Annotated in this window: 18 protein-coding genes; 15 read left to right on the top strand and 3 right to left on the bottom strand. The window is 68.0% G+C overall.

Translation table 11 applies throughout. The features are described 5' to 3' along the window. Positions 1 to 26: 26 nt before the first annotated feature. The 8 genes from lysA to DOE79_RS06645 all read left to right on the top strand — a co-directional run bounded on the left by lysA (position 27) and on the right by DOE79_RS06645 (position 10116). Positions 27 to 1463: a diaminopimelate decarboxylase gene (gene lysA / locus DOE79_RS06680; RefSeq protein ID WP_120337814.1), complete on the top strand. Its 1437-nt coding sequence runs from the start codon at positions 27 to 29 to the stop codon at positions 1461 to 1463. After that, on the top strand, positions 1460 to 2797 hold the full coding sequence (locus DOE79_RS06675; RefSeq protein WP_120337813.1) for a homoserine dehydrogenase: 1338 nt from the start codon (positions 1460 to 1462) through the stop codon (positions 2795 to 2797). Before lysA ends, DOE79_RS06675 begins: the two co-directional genes overlap by 4 nt. After that, positions 2797 to 3918: a threonine synthase gene (gene thrC / locus DOE79_RS06670; RefSeq protein ID WP_245977168.1), complete on the top strand. Its 1122-nt coding sequence runs from the start codon at positions 2797 to 2799 to the stop codon at positions 3916 to 3918. The genes DOE79_RS06675 and thrC overlap by 1 nt, the downstream gene beginning before the upstream one ends. After that, on the top strand, positions 3915 to 4868 hold the full coding sequence (gene thrB / locus DOE79_RS06665; protein ID WP_120337812.1) for a homoserine kinase: 954 nt from the start codon (positions 3915 to 3917) through the stop codon (positions 4866 to 4868). The genes thrC and thrB overlap by 4 nt, the downstream gene beginning before the upstream one ends. Positions 4869 to 4919: 51 nt before the next feature. After that, positions 4920 to 7838, top strand: coding sequence for a transcription termination factor Rho (gene rho / locus DOE79_RS06660; protein ID WP_120337811.1), 2919 nt, complete (start codon positions 4920 to 4922; stop codon positions 7836 to 7838). Then, a complete protein-coding gene (prfA, locus tag DOE79_RS06655) occupies positions 7838 to 8917 on the top strand; it encodes a peptide chain release factor 1 (protein ID WP_066593635.1) in 1080 nt (359 codons plus the stop codon). The genes rho and prfA overlap by 1 nt, the downstream gene beginning before the upstream one ends. 72 nt (positions 8918 to 8989) lie before the next feature. Further along, positions 8990 to 9472: a GNAT family N-acetyltransferase gene (locus DOE79_RS06650; protein WP_120337810.1), complete on the top strand. Its 483-nt coding sequence runs from the start codon at positions 8990 to 8992 to the stop codon at positions 9470 to 9472. 2 nt (positions 9473 to 9474) lie between these two features. Continuing rightward, positions 9475 to 10116 (top strand): LysE family translocator, encoded by a 642-nt coding sequence (locus DOE79_RS06645; RefSeq protein ID WP_120337809.1) that lies wholly within the window; start codon positions 9475 to 9477, stop codon positions 10114 to 10116. A 3-nt stretch (positions 10117 to 10119) separates the two neighbouring features. Here the strand turns inward: DOE79_RS06645 and DOE79_RS06640 are convergent, their stop codons facing one another. From DOE79_RS06640 to cysK, 3 genes are all read right to left on the bottom strand, one after another. Continuing rightward, on the bottom strand, positions 10120 to 11145 hold the full coding sequence (locus DOE79_RS06640; protein WP_120337808.1) for an isopenicillin N synthase family dioxygenase: 1026 nt from the start codon (positions 11143 to 11145) through the stop codon (positions 10120 to 10122). 117 nt (positions 11146 to 11262) lie between these two features. Next, entirely contained in the window at positions 11263 to 11850 is a 588-nt protein-coding gene (gene epsC, locus DOE79_RS06635; RefSeq protein ID WP_120337807.1) for a serine O-acetyltransferase EpsC, read from the bottom strand. 41 nt (positions 11851 to 11891) lie between these two features. Beyond that, the gene (gene cysK, locus DOE79_RS06630) at positions 11892 to 12830 is read right to left on the bottom strand and encodes a cysteine synthase A (RefSeq protein ID WP_066593652.1); all 939 of its coding nucleotides are present in this window, start codon (positions 12828 to 12830) and stop codon (positions 11892 to 11894) included. Between the two features lie 147 nt (positions 12831 to 12977). Here cysK and prmC point away from each other — a divergent pair, with 147 nt between their 5' ends. From prmC to atpE, 7 genes are all read left to right on the top strand, one after another. After that, complete coding sequence (gene prmC, locus DOE79_RS06625) at positions 12978 to 13880, top strand: peptide chain release factor N(5)-glutamine methyltransferase (protein WP_425455695.1); 903 nt, start codon at positions 12978 to 12980, stop codon at positions 13878 to 13880. Further along, a complete protein-coding gene (locus DOE79_RS06620) occupies positions 13877 to 14392 on the top strand; it encodes a GNAT family N-acetyltransferase (protein WP_120337806.1) in 516 nt (171 codons plus the stop codon). The genes prmC and DOE79_RS06620 overlap by 4 nt, the downstream gene beginning before the upstream one ends. A 60-nt stretch (positions 14393 to 14452) precedes the next feature. After that, entirely contained in the window at positions 14453 to 15151 is a 699-nt protein-coding gene (locus DOE79_RS06615; protein ID WP_120337805.1) for an L-threonylcarbamoyladenylate synthase, read from the top strand. Beyond that, a complete protein-coding gene (locus DOE79_RS06610; protein WP_120337804.1) occupies positions 15151 to 16377 on the top strand; it encodes an MraY family glycosyltransferase in 1227 nt (408 codons plus the stop codon). The genes DOE79_RS06615 and DOE79_RS06610 overlap by 1 nt, the downstream gene beginning before the upstream one ends. After that, positions 16374 to 16841: a Cg1360 family ATP-synthase-associated protein gene (locus DOE79_RS06605; RefSeq protein WP_120337803.1), complete on the top strand. Its 468-nt coding sequence runs from the start codon at positions 16374 to 16376 to the stop codon at positions 16839 to 16841. The genes DOE79_RS06610 and DOE79_RS06605 overlap by 4 nt, the downstream gene beginning before the upstream one ends. A gap of 124 nt (positions 16842 to 16965) precedes the next feature. Beyond that, on the top strand, positions 16966 to 17853 hold the full coding sequence (gene atpB, locus DOE79_RS06600; protein ID WP_084020674.1) for a F0F1 ATP synthase subunit A: 888 nt from the start codon (positions 16966 to 16968) through the stop codon (positions 17851 to 17853). 48 nt (positions 17854 to 17901) lie between these two features. Continuing rightward, on the top strand, positions 17902 to 18135 hold the full coding sequence (atpE, locus tag DOE79_RS06595; RefSeq protein WP_066593671.1) for an ATP synthase F0 subunit C: 234 nt from the start codon (positions 17902 to 17904) through the stop codon (positions 18133 to 18135). Positions 18136 to 18138: the final 3 nt, after the last annotated feature.

The following is an 18138-nucleotide window of genomic DNA, read 5'->3' as shown; positions in this document are numbered from 1 at the left end:
ACTTGACTCCTGTGAGGTTTTCACCCGTGGCCCATAACCCACTCGCCCCCGAGTGGCTCAGCTCCCCAGCTGATGCCAACACGCTCACCGACGCCCTCTGGCCGTCCTCGGCCCGGCGCACCGACGGCGGCGCCATCACGATCGGCGGCGTCACCGCCGTCGACCTGGCCGCCCGATTCGGCACTCCTCTCTATGTGATCGACGAAACGGATGCTCGCACCCGCGCCACCGAGCTGCGCGCGGCGTTCGACGCCGAGTTCGCCCGCATCGGCACCACCGTGCGCGTCTACTACGCCGCCAAGGCGTTCCTCTCCACCGAGGTGGCCCGATGGATGGTCGACGCGGGCCTCAACATCGACGTGTGCAGCGGCGGTGAACTCGCCGTGGCCCTCGCCGCGGGCGTCGCTCCCGGCCGCATCGGCTTCCACGGCAACAACAAGTCCCGCGCCGAGATCGACGACGCCACCCGCGTGGGCGTGGGCACCATCATCATCGACAGTCCCATCGAGATCGAGCGGGTCGCCGAGGCCGCCGGCCGCCACGGCCTGGTGCAGAACGTGCGCCTGCGGGTCAACAGCGGGGTGCACGCGCACACCCACGAGTTCCTCGCCACCTCGCACGAAGACCAGAAGTTCGGCGTGGTCTTCGAGGACGCCCCGGCGCTCGTCGCCGCGATCCGCGCCCAGCCGAGCCTCAACTTCCTCGGGCTGCACTGCCATATCGGCTCGCAGATCTTCGGCGTCGACGGTTTCGCCGAGTCGGCCTCCCGGCTGCTCAGCCTGCAGGCCGACCTGCTGGCCGGCGGCCCGGTGCCCGAACTCAACCTCGGCGGCGGCTTCGGCATCGCTTACACCAGCGTCGACGACCCCAGCCCGGTGGCCGACCTGGCCGCAGCCCTGGCCGACATCGTGGCCGACGAGTGCGCCCGCCGCGGCATCCCGGTGCCCGTAATCGCCATCGAACCCGGCCGCGTCATCATCGGACCGGCCGGCGTCACCCTCTACGAGGTCGGCACCACCAAGCCCGTGCGCATCGGCGAGAACACCAGGCTCTACGTGAGCGTCGACGGCGGCATGAGCGACAACGCCCGACCTGCCCTCTACGGCGCAGAGTACTCCGTGCGCATCGCCGACCGGGTCTCGGATGCCGCACCCGCGCTGGTGCGCGTGGCCGGCAAGCACTGCGAGAGCGGCGACATCGTCGTGGACGCCGATTACCTGCCGGGGGATGTGGCTCCGGGTGATCTGCTCATGGTGCCTGCGACCGGCGCGTACTGCTGGTCGCTCGCGAGCAACTACAACTATGTGGGGCGGCCCGCCGTCGTGGCGGTCGTTCACGGAGAAGCCAGGGTCATCGTTCGCGGGGAAACGATTGACGATCTGCTGGCGCGGGACGCGGGGGTCTCGACACGCTCGACCAGCGAGGCTGGCTCGACCAACGACATGAAGGAAAGCACCCGATGATCGAATACCGCAATCTGCGAGTCGCCCTGCTCGGAGGTGGATCCGTCGGCGCCCAGGTGGCCCGGCTCCTGCTCGAGCACAGCGACGAGCTCGCCAACCGGGTGGGTGCGGGCCTCGAGCTCGTCGGCATCCTGGTGCGCGACCTCGACGCCCCGCGGTCGGCTGACCTGCCCCGGGAGCTTCTCACCACCGACGCCGACTCGCTGATCCTCGGCGCCGACATCGTGATCGAGCTCATGGGCGGCATCGAGCCGGCCCGCGGCTACATCCTCACGGCGATCAACTCCGGCGCCGATGTCGTCACCGCCAACAAGGCCTTGCTGGCCGAACACGGCGCCGAACTCTTCGAAGCCGCCGACCAGGTGGGCGCCCAGCTCAACTACGAGGCCGCCGTCGCCGGTGCAATCCCCATCGTGCGTCCCCTGCGCGACAGCCTCGCGGGCGACACGGTCAACCGCATCCTCGGCATCGTCAACGGCACCACCAACTTCATCCTCGACCGGATGCATGTGGCCGGCGACACCCTCGAAGCGGCCCTCGCCACCGCCACCGAGCTCGGCTACGCCGAAGCCGACCCCACGGCCGACATCGGCGGGTACGACGCCGCACAGAAGGCCGCGCTGCTGGCCAGCCTCGCGTTCCACACCCACGTGCCGCTGGAGAAGGTCTACCGCGAGGGCATCACCGGCGTCACGCCGCAGCAGATCGAATCGGCGACCAAGGCCGGTTATGTGGTCAAGCTGCTTGCCATCTGCGAACGCCTGATCGACCCGGAGACCGGCGAAGAGGGCGTCTCCGCCCGCGTCTACCCGGCGATGGTGCACCACAGCCACCCGCTCGCCTCGGTGCACGGCGCCAACAACGCCGTCTTCGTCGAGGCTGAGGCCGCCGGCCCGCTGATGTTCTACGGCGCCGGTGCCGGGGGAGTGCAGACCGCATCCGCCGTGCTCGGCGACCTCGTCTCGGTGGCCCGCCGCCACGTCGTGGGCGGCCCGGGATTCGCCGCTTCCATCCACGCGGACCTGCCGGTGCTCGATATCGGCAAGGTCACCACGCGGTACGCGGTCACCCTCGAGGTGACCGACGAACCTGGCGTGCTCGCCACGATCGCGGGCGTGTTCAGCAAGAACGAGGTTTCGCTCGCGCTCGTCGAACAGTCGATGACGCCCGCAGAGCCCGTCAGCGGCAGTCACGCCGCCGTGTCGGGCACAGCTACCCTAGTCATTGGAACGCACGAGGCCACGGAGGCTGCGCTTGCCGCGACCGTGATCGACCTTGCCGCCAACAGTGTCGTCACCAATGTCGCATCCGTATTAAGAGTTGAAGGAGTCTGATGTCCAGCGAACGAGAGACCGGTCAGCACCAGATGGTGAAAACCCAGTCCCGTCAGTGGCGGGGTGTGCTCCGCGAGTACGCCGACCGGCTGAACATCAGCGATGCCACCCCCATCGTCACGCTCGGTGAGGGCGGCACCCCGCTGATCCCCGCCGCCGCGCTCTCCGCGCGCACCGGCGCCAAGGTGTGGGTGAAGTACGAAGGCATGAACCCCACCGGGTCGTTCAAGGACCGCGGCATGACGATGGCCATGTCCAAGGCCGTCGAAGACGGTGCGAAGGCCGTCATCTGCGCCTCCACCGGCAACACCTCGGCCTCCGCCGCGGCCTACGCCACCCACGCGGGCATCAAGGCCGTCGTGCTGGTGCCCGAGGGCAAGATCGCCATGGGCAAGCTCAGCCAGGCCATCGCGCACAACGCGCAGCTGCTGCAGGTGCAGGGCAACTTCGACGACTGCCTCGACATCGCCCGCGACCTGGCCAAGAACTACCCGGTGCACCTGGTCAACTCGGTCAACCCCGACCGCATCGAGGGCCAGAAGACCGCGGCCTTCGAGGTCGTCGAGGTGCTCGAAGACGCCCCCGACATCCACATCGTGCCCGTCGGCAACGCCGGCAACTACACCGCCTACTTCCGCGGCTACAGCGAAGAGCTCGCCCGCGGCGCCACCACCAAACTGCCCCGGATGTTCGGGTTCCAAGCCGCAGGCAGCGCCCCGATCGTGCTCGGTCACCGCGTTGAACACCCCGAGACCATCGCCAGCGCGATCCGCATCGGCAACCCGGCCTCCTGGGACCTCGCCCTGAACGCCCGCGAGGTGAGCGACGGCTACTTCGGCGCCATCAGCGACGAAAAGATCCTCGAGGCCTACCGCATCCTCTCCGCCGAGGTGGGCATCTTCGTCGAGCCGGCCTCCGCGATCAGCGTCGCGGGCCTGCTCGAGCGTGCCGACGCCGGCCAGATCCCGGCCGGCTCCACCGTGGTGCTCACCGTCACCGGCCACGGCCTGAAGGACCCGCAGTGGGCCCTCCGCACGGCCGACGGCAGCGACGTGAAGCCCACGATCGTGCCCGTCGACACCTCCGCGATCGCCGAACTCCTGGGCCTGGGCCAGAAATGACCACCGCGCTCCCCGTAGCGGGACGCAACGCGCTGGCCGGCCGTTCGGTCGTCGTCAAGGTTCCGGCCACCACCGCGAACCTCGGCCCCGGTTTCGACACCCTGGGCCTGGCCCTTGCCCACTACGACCACCTGCAGGTGGAAGTGTTGGACGAGCCCGGCGTCTTCGTCGAGGTGCACGGCATCGGCGCGGGCGAGGTGCCCACCGACGAGAGCAACCTCGTGGTGCGCGCCATCGCGCACACCTTCGCCGCCTACGACATCCCGATGCCGGGGCTCAAGCTGATCGCCGAGAACGTGATTCCGCACGGCCGCGGCATGGGCTCATCCGGTGCCGCGATCGTCTCGGGCATCATGGCCGCCAAGGGTCTGCTCGAGGGCATCGTCGACATCGACTCGGACGCGCTGCTCGTGCTCGCCACCGAGATGGAGGGGCACCCCGACAACGTGGCGCCCGCCCTGTTCGGCGGACTCACCATCGCCTGGATGACCCCGGAGGGCCCGAAGCACAAGAAGCTCATGGTGCACCGTGGCGTCTCCCCGCTGGTCTTCGTGCCCGTGCACGCCATGTCCACGGCGCTCGCCCGCAGCTTGCAGCCCGAATCGGTGCCGCACGAAGACGCCGTCTTCAACCTGTCCCGCTCCGCACTGCTCATCGCGGCGCTCATCCAGAGCCCGGAGCTGCTGCTCGCGGCAACGGAGGACAAGCTGCACCAGAGCTACCGCGCCGCCGCGATGCCCGAGACCAACCGGCTGATCACGCTGCTGCGCGAACACGGCTTCGCCGCTGTGGTGTCGGGCGCGGGACCGTCGATCCTGGTGCTGGCCAGCGACCCCGGCCAGCGTCTGGTGGCCGCGGAACTCGTGGCCGAGAAGAGCGAGACGCCCTGGCAGACGCTCATGCTGGCCGTCGATTTCAAGGGCGCCACGGTCATCCGTACCGACGTCTGACCGATGCCTGAGTAGAGAGCCCCTTCCCGGCACCGGGACGGGGCTCTTCTCATGTTTCGGTGCAGAGCTCACCTGATCCGGGCGCCCGAACCTGCTAGAGTGGTTGCGCACCCGATAGAAACCGCCTGCGCGGATCTGTTCTCTGGTGTATTCCCTGTAACTCACTGCTATTGCGTATTTGTGCGTGGCTGTGTGTGTTCACTCCAATCCGCCACTGCGTGGGACTGGATCACCCGCAGCCCACCTGCGCTGCAACATCTTCTCTGGCCGGCCAAGAGGCGCCAGGGGAAAGGACAATACTTCGTGACCAACGTCAATCTCCACACCGATGGTGTGGATATCTCACGCCTTGCCACCCTTCGCGTCGCCGAGCTTCAGGCTCTGGCGGGCGAACTGGGTATCCAGGGCGCATCAAAACTTCGTAAAGGAGAGCTCGTGGATGCAATCACCGCGAACCAGTCCCAGACGACCGAGCCCGCCGCGGCCGACGCTATCGTGATCGACGCCCCCGTCGAGGTCGCCGCCGCGCCCGTCGAGAGCGCGCCCGTCGCCGAGGCGCCCGCTGAGGCCGCGCCGAAGAAGCGCGTCTCGCGCCGCGTCACCACCGCCACCGCGGCCCCCGCCGTCGCCCACGTCAACGCCGACGGCGACCTGGGTCTCGGCCTGATCCTCCCCGAGGCAGCCAAGACCCGCAAGACCACGGCCCCCACCACCTACGCCGGCGCCACCGAGGGCGACATCGTCGCCGATGCCCCCGTCGTGGAGAAGCCGGTTCGCCAGGCCCGCAAGCGCGCCAGCACCGCCACCATCACCGAGGCCGCCATCTCCGAGGCCGTCGCCAAGGCGAACGCCGCCGAGGCCGCCGCGCCCGCCGTCGAGGCGCCCGCCGCCAAGACCGGCCGGCAGACCGCCACCCAGCAGTCCGCTCCGGAGCAGTCCGGCACCGAGCAGGCCACCGAGCAGTCCGGCACCGGCCGCAACCGTCGCGGCAACGGCCGCAACGAGGCGCGCACCGAGGGCCGCGGCGACAACCGTAACGAGGGCCGCAACAACTCTCGCAACGGCGGAAACAACCGCAACAACAACAACGCCTCCACGGCGCGCAACGCCTTCGACGCCCGCGCGCTGATCGAAGCCCAGAACGCCGAAGACGGCTACGAGGCTCCCGCCGAGGAGACCACGACCGCAGCGGCCGAGGCCGACGTCGTCGAGGCCGAGAGCACCGAATCCCGCATCCAGCGCCCCGAGGGCGTTGTGCGTGCCGAGCGCAACGAGCGCGGCGGACGCCAGCGCAACCAGCGCGGTGCCCGCACCGAGCGCTCCGAGCCGGCCGAGCAGGCCGACGCCCAGCAGAGCGACACCCAGCAGGCCGAGACCGTGCCCGCCGAGACCGAGTCCGCCGACAACGCGCAGGCCGGCGAGACCGCCGAGGCGGCCGACTTCGTCGAGCAGCCGCGCCAGGGCCGCAACCGCAACCGCAGCCGCGGCGGCGACCGCAACCAGGGTGACCGCAACCAGGGTGACCGTTCGACGCAGTCCACGGATGACCGTGGCAACGACGAGCAGGGCGACCGCCAGGCCAACCAGCGCCAGCAGGGCAACCGTGGCCAGGGTCAGCAGGACCGTCAGAACGACCGCCAGCAGAGCGACCGCGCCCAGCAGGAGCGTCAGGGTCAGGACCGCAACCAGGGCCTTGACCGCAACTCCGGCCCCGAGGATGAGCTGAACGGCCGCAACAACCGCAGCCGCTTCCGTGACCGCAAGCGTCGCGGCGCCACCACGAACGACGACTTCGAGCCCGAGCTGACCGACGATGACGTGCTCATCCCGGTTGCCGGCATCCTGGACGTCCTCGACAACTACGCCTTCGTGCGCACCTCCGGCTACCTGCCCGGCGCCAGCGACGTCTACGTCTCGCTCGGCCAGGTCAAGAAGTACAACCTGCGCAAGGGTGACGCCGTCGTCGGCTCGATCCGTCAGCCGCACGAGGGTGACCAGAGCGGCCGCCAGAAGTACAACGCGATCGTCAAGGTCGACTCCATCAACGGCCTGACCGTCGAGGAAGCCGCGACCCGCGTCGAGTTCCAGAAGCTCACCCCGCTCTACCCGCAGGAGCGTCTGCGCCTCGAGACCGAGCCGGGCAAGCTGACCCAGCGCATCATCGACCTCGTCGCCCCGATCGGCAAGGGCCAGCGCGGCCTGATCGTCGCACCGCCCAAGGCCGGCAAGACCATCGTCATGCAGCAGATCGCCAACGCCATCGCCACGAACAACCCCGAGGTCCACCTCATGGTCGTCCTGGTCGACGAGCGTCCCGAAGAGGTCACCGACATGCAGCGCACGGTGAAGGGTGAGGTCATCGCCTCCACCTTCGATCGTCCGGCCGAGGACCACACCACGGTCGCCGAGCTCGCCATCGAGCGCGCCAAGCGCCTCGTCGAGCTGGGCCACGACGTCGTCGTGCTGCTCGACTCGATCACCCGCCTCGGCCGCGCCTACAACCTGACGGCCCCGCCGTCGGGTCGCATCCTCTCCGGTGGCGTCGACGCATCCGCGCTGTACCCGCCCAAGCGGTTCTTCGGTGCTGCCCGCAACATCGAGAACGGTGGCTCGCTCACCATCCTCGCCTCCGCTCTGGTGGAGACCGGGTCCAAGATGGACGAGGTGATCTTCGAAGAGTTCAAGGGCACCGGCAACATGGAGCTCCGCCTGTCGCGCCACCTGGCCGACAAGCGCATCTTCCCGGCCGTCGACGTCAACGCATCCGGCACCCGCCGCGAAGAAATGCTGATGAGCGCCGATGAGGTCAAGATCACCTGGAAGCTGCGCCGCGCGCTGGCCGGACTCGAGCAGCAGCAGGCGCTCGAGGTCATCCTGGGCCGGCTGAAGGAGACCTCGTCCAACGTCGAGTTCCTGATGCAGGTTCAGAAGTCGATGCCGACCCCGAACGGGTCAGACAAGGATCACTGATGTTCGAGTCTGTCCTGACTCTGCAGGCTGAGCACGACGAGCTGCAGTCCCAGTTGGCGGACCCGGAGTTGCACGCGAACCCCGCCCGTTCCAAGAAGGTCAACCGTCGTTACGCCGAGCTCAGCCGCATCATCGCCGCGTGGAACGAGTGGAAAGAGATTGGCGACAATCTCGAAGCCGCTCGTGAACTCGCCGACGAGGATGAGTCCTTCGCCGACGAGATTCCCGGGCTCGTGGACCAGCTGGAGGACGCAGCCGAAAAGCTGCGCCGCCTGCTGATCCCGCGTGACCCGCTGGATGCCCGCGACGTGATCATGGAGATCAAGATGGGGGAGGGTGGTGCGGAGTCCGCACTGTTCGCCGCCGACCTCCTGCGCATGTACCTGCACTATGCGGAGTCCAAGCGCTGGAAGACCGAGATCATCGAGCAGACAACGAGCGACCTCGGCGGCATCAAGGACATCCAGTTGGCCATCAAGGGCAACTCGGCCGACCCCGCTGAAGGCGTCTGGGCGCACCTCAAGTACGAGGGTGGTGTGCACCGCGTCCAGCGGGTGCCGGCCACCGAGTCGCAGGGACGCATCCACACCTCGGCGGCGGGCGTTCTCGTCTTCCCCGAGGTCGATGAGCCCGAAGAGGTAGAGCTGCACCCGAACGACCTCAAGATCGACGTGTACCGCTCCAGCGGCCCCGGCGGCCAGTCGGTCAACACGACCGACTCCGCCGTGCGCATCACCCACCTTCCCACCGGGATCGTGGTGGCGATGCAGAACGAGAAGAGCCAGCTGCAGAACAAGGAAGCGGGTATGCGGGTGCTCCGCGCCCGCGTCCTCGCCCGGCAGCAGGAAGAGATCGACGAGGCCGCCTCGTTGGTGCGCAAGGGCCAGATCCGCACCATGGACCGGTCAGAGCGCATCCGCACGTACAACTTCCCGGAGAACCGGATCGCGGACCACCGCACCGGTTACAAGGCGTACAACCTGGACACCGTGATGAACGGCGCCCTGGATGCCGTCATCGACTCGTGCATCACCGCCGACGAGGCCACCCGCCTCGCCGAGATCGGCGACCACGACTAGCTCCTGCTCCACCTGAAAAGGCGCCCCGGCTTCGGCCCGGGCGTCTTTTTCTGTGCCGCTAGGATTTCAACCATGCCCGGGCTCACCTTTGTCACCACCGACCCGGGCTCGCCCGCTGCCGCGGCCCTGCTGAGGGAGTACTACGACGACATCGTCGGCCGGTACTGGGGCCGGGCCGCGCTGCCCGCCGAGGTCGACTCCGCGATGGCGGATGAGCCGAGCGACGACCTGACAGGCGACACCGGCGTGCTCGTGATCGGGATGCTGGACGGCGACCCGGTGGCCTGCGGCGGGGTGCGCTTCGTCGGCCACGGCGTCGGCGAGCTGACCCGCGTGTACGTGGCGACCGCGGCCCGGGGGAGCGGCGCCGGCGCCGGGCTGCTCGCCCACCTCGACGGCCTCGCCGTGGCGGCGGGCCTGAGCACTCTCCGGCTGACGGTGCGCAGCGATCTCGTCGAGGCCCGCCGTCTCTATGCCCGATCCGGCTACGCCGAGGTCGACCCGTTCAACACCGAACCGTATGCCGAGCACTGGCTCGCGAAGGAGCTGTCCTGATCATGGTCACGTTACCCGCCGTCATCGGCATGGCCCTCGTGGCCCTGGGCATGGTCCTCACCCCGGGCCCCAATATGATCTACCTGGTCTCCCGCAGCATCGGGCAAGGCTGGCGCGCCGGCATGGTATCGCTGGCCGGCACCCTGGTGGGATTCCTCGTCTATATGACCATGGCCAATGTGGGGCTCGCCGCGGTGTTCCTACTGGTGCCGTGGCTTTACACGGCCGTGAAGATCGCCGGTGCGGCGTATCTGCTCTACCTGGCCTGGAAAACCCTCAAGCCGGGCGGGCTGTCGCTGTTCGAGGCCAGGGACCTGCCGGTGGATTCCCGGGCGAAGCTGTTCCGGATGGGCCTGGTCACCAACCTGCTCAACCCCAAGGCGGCCATCATGTACCTCGCCCTGATCCCGCAGTTCGTGACGCCCTCCGCGGGAAACGTGATGCTCCAGGGCTTCATCCTCGGCGGGGTGCAGATCACCGTGAGCATGCTGGTGAACGCTGCGATTGTGCTGGCGGCCGGCGCCATCGCGGTGTTCCTGCGCAGCCGGCCCACCTGGCTGGTCGTGCAGCGCTGGATCACCGGAACCCTGCTGGGCGCGGTGGGCGTCAAGCTCGCGCTCGACGCCCCCGCTCCCGCGGCCTGACCGCTAGGTGAGCAGGTCGGCGTGGTGGATGGCCGCGACGTCGGGGTGCGCGCGCATTCGGCTCTTCAGTGAGTTCTCGCCGTAGGTGGCGAAGATCGGGTTCTCCGGGTCCACGGTGATGCCGGGGGCGTGCAGTTCGTCCGGCAGCGTGAGCACCGGGATGGTGGCGTCCAGCGCCGGGCTGTAGAAGAACGGGATGGAGATGCGGTCGGTGCCGATCAGCGGGGAGATCACCCGGTGCACGGTGGCCTTGAGGTAGCCATCCGTGGCCACCTCGAGCAGCTCGCCGATGTTCACCACGAACGCGCCGTCGAGCGGGGGAGCGTCGATCCACTCGCCGTCCTTCTCCACCTGCAGGCCGCCCTTGCCGGGCTCCACGAAGAGCAGCGTGAGCACCCCGGAGTCCTTGTGCGCCCCGACGCCCTGCTTGGGAGTGGGGTCGGACTTGCCCGGGTAGCGCACGATCTTGATCAGGGTCGAGGGCTTCTCGGCGAATGCCGCGTCGAAGATGTCCTGCGGCGCGCCGAGGGAGAGCGCCCACGCCTGCATCAACCGGAGGGCGACGTCATTGAGCTCGGCGCGCCACTGGGTCATGACCTCTTCGAGGGCGGGCAGGTTCTCCGGCCACTGGTTGGGTCCCTCGAGGCGCAGGTAGTCGGCGTCGTCCGCCGTGAGCTCCAGCGCCGGGCGCTCGGGGCCGATGTCGATCTGCTCGCGCCAGTCCACCTTGCCCTGGGTGAGTTCGCCGCCCACCCGGGTGTAGCCGCGGAAGTGCGGGCTCTGGAGGTTCTCGATGGCCATCTTGTCGCCTTCGGGGAGGTTGAAGAACGCGCGGGACGTGGTCATGACTCGTTCGATCAGCTCGGCCGGAACGCCGTGGCCGGTGAGGTAGAAGAACCCGTACTCGTGGGTCACCTCGCGCAGCTCCGCACGGAACGCCGCGGCTTCCTCTGGGCCTGCGTCGAGCCTGGAGAGGTCCAGGATCGGCAGGGAGAGAGCGGCGGTGGGGGCGTCGGCTGAAGTTGTCATGACAACTATTCTGCCAAGAACAGACACAATCCGGCCGGGTGTTACAGCGGATTGCCGGGCTCGAAGATCCTGCGGGACGGCATCCGTTGTGCGCGGCCGTTTCGCAGAAAACGCGGATCAGGCGGGTTCAGGCGTCGAACTGAGCAGGCAGCGCGCGGCCTTGATGTCCTCGGCCGTGCCCGGCTGCACGCGGGCGGGGATTCCCAGCAGGATCGAACGCGCCGGAGCATCCTTGGTGACCACGGCATTGGCCCCCACGGTGCACCACTCACCCAGGGTGATGGGGCCCAGAATCTTGGCGCCTGCTCCCACCGTCACCCCGTCGTGCAGCAGCGGATGGCGCCGGGCGCCTGCCACGACCCCGTGCCGGCTCTTCCCGCCCAGGGTGACCCCGTGGTAGAGCATCACGTCGTCACCGACCACGGCGGTCTCGCCGATGACCACGCCCATGCCGTGGTCGATGAACAGGCGACGGCCGATGCTCGCACCGGGGTGGATCTCCACCCCGGTGAGGAAGCGGGCGAACTGCGAGAGCAACCGGGCCGGCAGCCGGTAGCCGCCGAGCCATAGCCGGTGCGTGATCCGATAGGCCCAGACGGCGTGCACGCCGCTGTAGCCGAGGACCACCTCGGCCTTGCTGTGCGCGGCGGGGTCGTGTCGCTGCGCCATCGCAATGTCTTCGCGAACGCGGGCGAACACTCCCATACCGGGCACCAGTCTTCTCGTCGGTCGGATGGAACGGAGGCCTAGTCGACCAGGTCTTCGTACAGCACGGTGCTGATGTACCGCTCGCCGAAGCCGGGGACGATGACGACGATGGTCTTGCCGGCGTTCTCGGGCAGCTTGGCCTGCTCGAGGGCGGCCCAGACCGCAGCTCCGCCGGAGATACCGGCGAGGATGCCTTCCTGGGTGCCGAGGGCGCGAGCGGTGGCCACCGAGTCGGCGAGGGTCACATCGGTGACCTCGTCGTACACGTGGGTGTCGAGAACGCTCGGCACGAAGTTGGCGCCGATGCCCTGGATCTTGTGCGGGCCGGGTGCGCCGCCGTTGAGGATGGGGGAGTCCTTGGGTTCGACGCCGATCACGCGCACCGAGGGCTTGCGCTCCTTGAGCAGCTGGCCGGCTCCGGTAATGGTTCCGCCGGTTCCGATGCCGGCGACGAGCAGGTCGACGGCTCCGTCGGTGTCGTCCCAGATCTCCACACCCGTGGTGGCCTTGTGGATGGCCGGGTTGGCCGGGTTGTCGAACTGACGGGCCCAGATCGCACCGGGCGTCTCGGCCACGATCTCCTGCGCCTTCTCGACGGCGCCGCGCATGCCGGCGGCCCCCGGGGTCAGAACGAGTTCGGCACCGTACGCGCGCAGCAGGATCTTGCGCTCCTTGCTCATGGTCTCCGGCATGGCCAGGATCACCTTGTAGCCGCGGGCCGCGCCCACGAGGGCCAGTGCGATACCGGTGTTGCCGCTGGTGCCCTCGACGATGGTGCCACCGGGCAGCAGTTCCCCCGAGGCCTCTGCGGCGTCGACGATGGCAATGCCGATACGGTCCTTCACGCTGCTGGACGGGTTGTAGAACTCGAGCTTGGCCAGCACCGTGGCGGTGGAGTCGCCGGTCAGTCGGTTGAGCTTGACCAGAGGGGTGCCACCCACCGTCTTGGTAATGTCTGAGTAGATCCGTGCGGACATCGGTAGACCTTTCCTGGGGGCTCACCTGGAGCCCGACTTGTGCGGACGTGCCGCGGGGAGTTAGCGCCGCCATCGGGGACTTCTGTTGTGTCCCTCGTTCAGCCTAGAGCCAGACGATACCCAGAGAGTTGCGTAAGATTCCACTTTGTGACAGCTCCCAGCAACACGCCAGCCCAGCCCTCCCCGAATCCGACGACGGTCACCCGTCTGCGCGAGCAGGCGACCGCCACGCTCAGCCAGTCCGGAATCGCTGACCCGGAGGTCGACGCCGATCTGCTGATCGGCTTCGTGCTCGGCCAGAGCCGGGGCCAGGTGCAGGCTGCCGCCATCATGGGCAATGCCCTCAGCGACGCGGATGCGACGAGCGTCCTGGCCCTCGTCGAGCGCCGCGCCCGCCGCGAACCCCTGCAACACATCACCGGACGGGCGCCATTCCGGGCGCTGGAACTCAATGTGGGCCCGGGCGTCTTCGTGCCCCGCCCCGAGACCGAAGGGGTGGCGCAACTCGCCATCGACGCCCTGCGCTCGATGGCCGACCCCGAGCCGATCGGCGTGGACCTGGGCACCGGCAGCGGTGCCATCGCCCTGGCGCTGGCCACCGAGGTGCCGCACGCCCGGGTGTTCGCCTGCGAGAACTCGACCGACGCGTTCCCGTGGACCAGCCGCAACTTCGCCGAGGTTGCCGCCCCCAACGCCCGGTTGGTGTTCGCCGATCTCGCCGAAGCCTTTCCAGAGCTCGACGGCACGGTGTCGGTCGTCGTGTCGAACCCGCCGTACATCCCTGCCGACGCGATTCCGCGTGACCCCGAGGTGCGCCTGTTCGACCCGGCCCACGCCCTCTACGGAGGACCGGACGGGCTGGACGTGGTGCGGCTGGTGTCGCAGACGGCCCTCCGGCTGCTGCGCGCCGGCGGCGTGCTCATCATCGAGCACGGCGAACTGCAGGGCGCCGAGATCCGGGCGCTGCTGGATGCCGACGGCTGGCGGGCCACCGCCACCCACCGTGACCTCACCACCCGCGACCGCACGACGACGGCGCTGCGGCCGTGACCGCATCCAGGCGGCCGGACGCTGACGCGGCGGCGGCGGCGGCCCTGCGCCCGCTGACGTCGGATGAACTCGCGGCCTGGCTCGCCACCAGCACGACCGACTACGCCGACGACCTCGAGGCCGCGGGACTGAGCCGCGCCGCGGCCGAAAGAAAAGCGGACGAGTCCACCGCGCGCGAGTTCCCGGGCGGTATCCCCGCACCGGGGCAGCACGTCTACGCGGTGACGGTCTCCGGTGAGCATGTCGGTGTGCTGTGGCTGGCCGCCGGACCGGCCGACGACCCCACCAACTGGTGGATCCTCGACATCGTCGTGTTCGAGCCATTCAGGGGCCACGGCCACGGCCGCCGGGCGATGCTGCTCGCCGAGACCGAAGCCGCCCGGCTGGGTGCCGCCAAACTCAGCCTCAACGTGTTCGCCCGCAACGCGGCAGCCCGGTCCCTCTACGCGTCTCTGGCCTACGAACCCACCAAGATCTACCTGGAAAAGACGCTCTCTTCCCGCGAACGGTGAAACGGGCCGCACCGCCAGCCGCCCGGGCCTCCCAGGCAGGCTGCACTAGAATCGTGCCCGATGACACGTATCTATGATTGCTCGGTCGACGCAGAACTCGCGACCGGCATGCGACTGGCACGCTCGGCGATCGGCCGCGGCGCGCTCGTTGTCATCCCCACAGACACCGTCTACGGCATCGCCGCTGACGCCTTCAACCCCGAGGCCGTGCAACGGCTGCTGGATGCCAAGGGCCGCGACCGCCAGTCGCCGCCGCCGGTGCTCATCCCCGGCATCCCCACCCTTGACGCCCTCGCCACGGATGTGCCCGAGCCCGTGCGCGCGCTCGTGGCGGAGTTCTGGCCCGGCGGCCTCACGGTGGTGCTCAACGCCCAGCCCTCGCTGGTCTGGGACCTCGGAGAGACCCAGGGCACCGTGGCTCTACGAATGCCGCGCAACCAGGTGGCCCTCGACCTCCTGTCCGAGACCGGCCCGCTGGCCGTCTCGAGCGCCAACACCAGCGGCCTGCCATCGGCCATCGACGTGATCGGCGCCGAAGACATGCTCGGCGAGAGCGTCGCCGTCTACCTCGACGGGGGAGTGGCCGGTCTGGACTACGACGCCATCGGCGACCGCCCCGGCGACACCTCGTCCACCATCGTCGACGCCACCGGCTTCGCCGACAACGGCGGCAAGCTTGTGATCGTGCGGAACGGCGTGATCTCCCGGGCCGCCATCGAAGCCGTGATCGGCGACGCGCTCGCCCCGGTGGCCGAGTAATGACCCTTTTCATCCTCCTGGCCCTCGTCTCGGCCGTCGTCACGTTCCTCATGTCGATCGTGGTGCTCAAGCTCACCCACAAATACCGGCTGTATCCCAAGATCCGCGAACGCGATGTGCACACCCGGCCCACACCCCGGCTCGGCGGCATCGCGATGTTCCTGGGCATCCTGGTGGCTTTCGGGGTGTCCTACCTGGTCGCGTCGCAGTTCGCGCCGCTGCGGCTGATCTTCGCCGACCCGCACCAGATCATGGCCATCCTCGGCGCCGCACTGCTGATCGTGCTGCTCGGCGTGGCCGACGACATCTGGGACCTCGACTGGATGACCAAGCTGCTCGGTCAGTTCATCGCCGCCGGCCTGGTGGCCTGGCAGGGTGTGCAGGTGTTCTCGCTGCCCATCGGCGGGCTCACCGTCGGGTCGTCCTGGATGTCGATCGTGATCACCGTGATGGCGATCGTGATCGTGATGAACATGATCAACTTCATCGACGGGCTCGACGGCCTGGTCGCCGGCGTCGCCCTCATCGCCAATGGCGTCTTCTTCATCTACAGCTACCTGCTGGTGCGCGACACCTCGCCCACCAACTACTTCAACCTCGCCTCCCTCATCGCGGCCCTGCTGATCGGCGCCTGCGTGGGGTTCCTGCCGCTGAACTGGCACCCCGCCAAGATGTTCATGGGCGACGCCGGCGCCCTGCTGGTGGGCCTGCTGATGGCCACCTCCGCTATCGCGATCACCGGCCAGGTCGACCCCACCTCGATGAACCGCGCGCAGCTCTTCCCCGCGTTCATCCCGCTGATCCTGCCCGTGGCTATCCTCATCATCCCGCTGCTCGACTTCGGCCTGGCCGTGTTCCGGAGAGTGCGTGCCGGTAAATCGCCGTTCAGCGCCGACCGCAAACATCTGCACCACCGGTTGCTCGACATGGGCCACTCGCACCTGCACGCCGTACTGATCTTCTACGGCTGGACCGCCGCGGCATCCGTGGGCTGCCTGCTCTACTACGTGCTGCCGGTGTTCTTCGGTCTGCCCACCTGGTGGGCCACCGTCTTCCTGGTGGCCGCCCTGGTGATCTGCACCGTGGTGACGCTTGCCCCGCTGAGCCGACGCAAGGCCATCGAAGCGGCCAGCCAGCTCGCGCCGGTGACCGATGCCATCGGCATCCCGACCATTGCCCGGCTTGATCCCCTCGACGAGGCGTCTGACGCCAAGGAGACCGTATGACCCCCGCACCCAGCACCCAGCCCACCTCGATCCCTGTCTTCCGCCAGGTGCTCGTCTACGGCGGTGTGCTGGCCCTCACGATCGCCGTGATCGGCATGGTCGTCGGCGGCCTGACCGTGGGTGGTGTGGGCGTGCTGAGCGCCCTGATCGGCACGCTGATGGCGGTCGTGTTCATGGGCATCACCGCGGCCAGCATTCTGTTGGCCAATCGTTATGCGGGCCGGGAGTCCGCCATCGGCGCCTTCTTCGGCATCGTCATGGGCGGCTGGCTGCTCAAGTTCGTGGTCTTCCTGGTGCTGTTGATCCTGCTCAAGGACCAGCCGTGGATCAACCCGCTGGTGCTCTTCCTGAGCATCATCGCCGGTGTCGTGGGGTCCCTCGTGGTCGACGCGATCGTACTCTTCAAGAGCCGGATGCCGTACGCCAGCGACGTCGTGCTCCCGCCCGCGCCGCACGATGACTGAGGCTGACCTAACTCGCGACTCGCCGCAGGGGCCAATCAGGCACTGAGCCGGGCCCACCCGATTCGTAAGCTGGGCTCGTTTATTGCTAGGGTTATGAGCGATTCACCCCGGTCCGACGTTGCCCATGCTGGCGCGAGGGCCGGCATCTATATTCGTCGTTGCGAGAGCAGAGCTCCACGCCCCGAACCAGGAGAAAGCGCTGCTAGAAACCGCCGTAAACCTGCTCGTTCCGTTCGCGTCCGACGACGGTGAATTCCACGGTCCGACGATCAACGAGTTCTTCCCGCCCGCGATCTTCTTCCCGGACACCCCGTTCGAGATGAACCGCATCATCCTCATCCGCTTCATCGCGGTTGCCGTGATGATGCTGCTCTTCTGGGCCGGTACCCGTCGTATGAAGATCGTCCCGACCCGCCTTCAGAGCCTGGTCGAAATGGGCCTGGACCTCGTGCGCGTCAACATCGCGGAGGACCTGCTCGGCAAGAAGGACGGCAAGCGCTTCCTTCCGCTGATCACCACGATCTTCTTCATGGTTCTGTTCATGAACCTCACCGGTGTGATCCCGTTCCTGAACATCGCGGGAACCTCGGTCATCGGTGTCCCACTGGTGCTCGCCCTGGTCGCCTACGCCGCGTTCCTCTACGCCGGCATCAAGAAGCACCCCGGCAAGTTCTTCCGCAACTCGCTCTTCCCGCCCGGCGTGCCCCCGGTGCTGTACATCATCGTGACGCCGATCGAGTTCGTTTCCACGTTCCTGATCCGCCCCGTCACGCTGACCCTGCGGCTCCTGATGAACATGGTCGTCGGCCACCTCCTGCTGGTGCTGTTCTTCGCGGCCACGCAGTTCTTCTTCTTCACCGCTGACGGCGGCTTCAAGCTGTTCGGTGTCGGTACCCTGGCGTTCGGATTCGTGTTCACGCTGTTCGAACTCTTGGTGGCGACGCTCCAGGCGTACGTCTTCGCATTGCTCACCGCTGTCTACATCCAGCTCGCGCTGGCTGACGAGCACTAACCTCGCATTCGGCGCTCGCCGGATACGTCACTACGGAAGGAAACACACGTGGACGCAGTTACCGTTCTCGCGGAAATCAACGGCAACATTGCCACCGTCGGCTACGGCCTGGCGGCTATCGGCCCGGCAATCGGCGTTGGTATCGTCGTTGGCAAGACCATTGAGGGTGTCGCACGTCAGCCTGAGCTGGCCGGCCGTCTCCAGGTACTGATGTACATCGGTATCGCATTCACCGAGGCGCTCGCGTTCATCGGTATTGCCACGTACTTCATCTTCGTTTAGTCC

The sequence above is a fragment of the Cryobacterium soli genome, assembly GCF_003611035.1.
Classification (GTDB): domain Bacteria; phylum Actinomycetota; class Actinomycetes; order Actinomycetales; family Microbacteriaceae; genus Cryobacterium; species Cryobacterium soli.
Note: the sequence above shows the minus strand (reverse complement) of the source record. Positions and strands in the feature narration are given on the sequence as shown.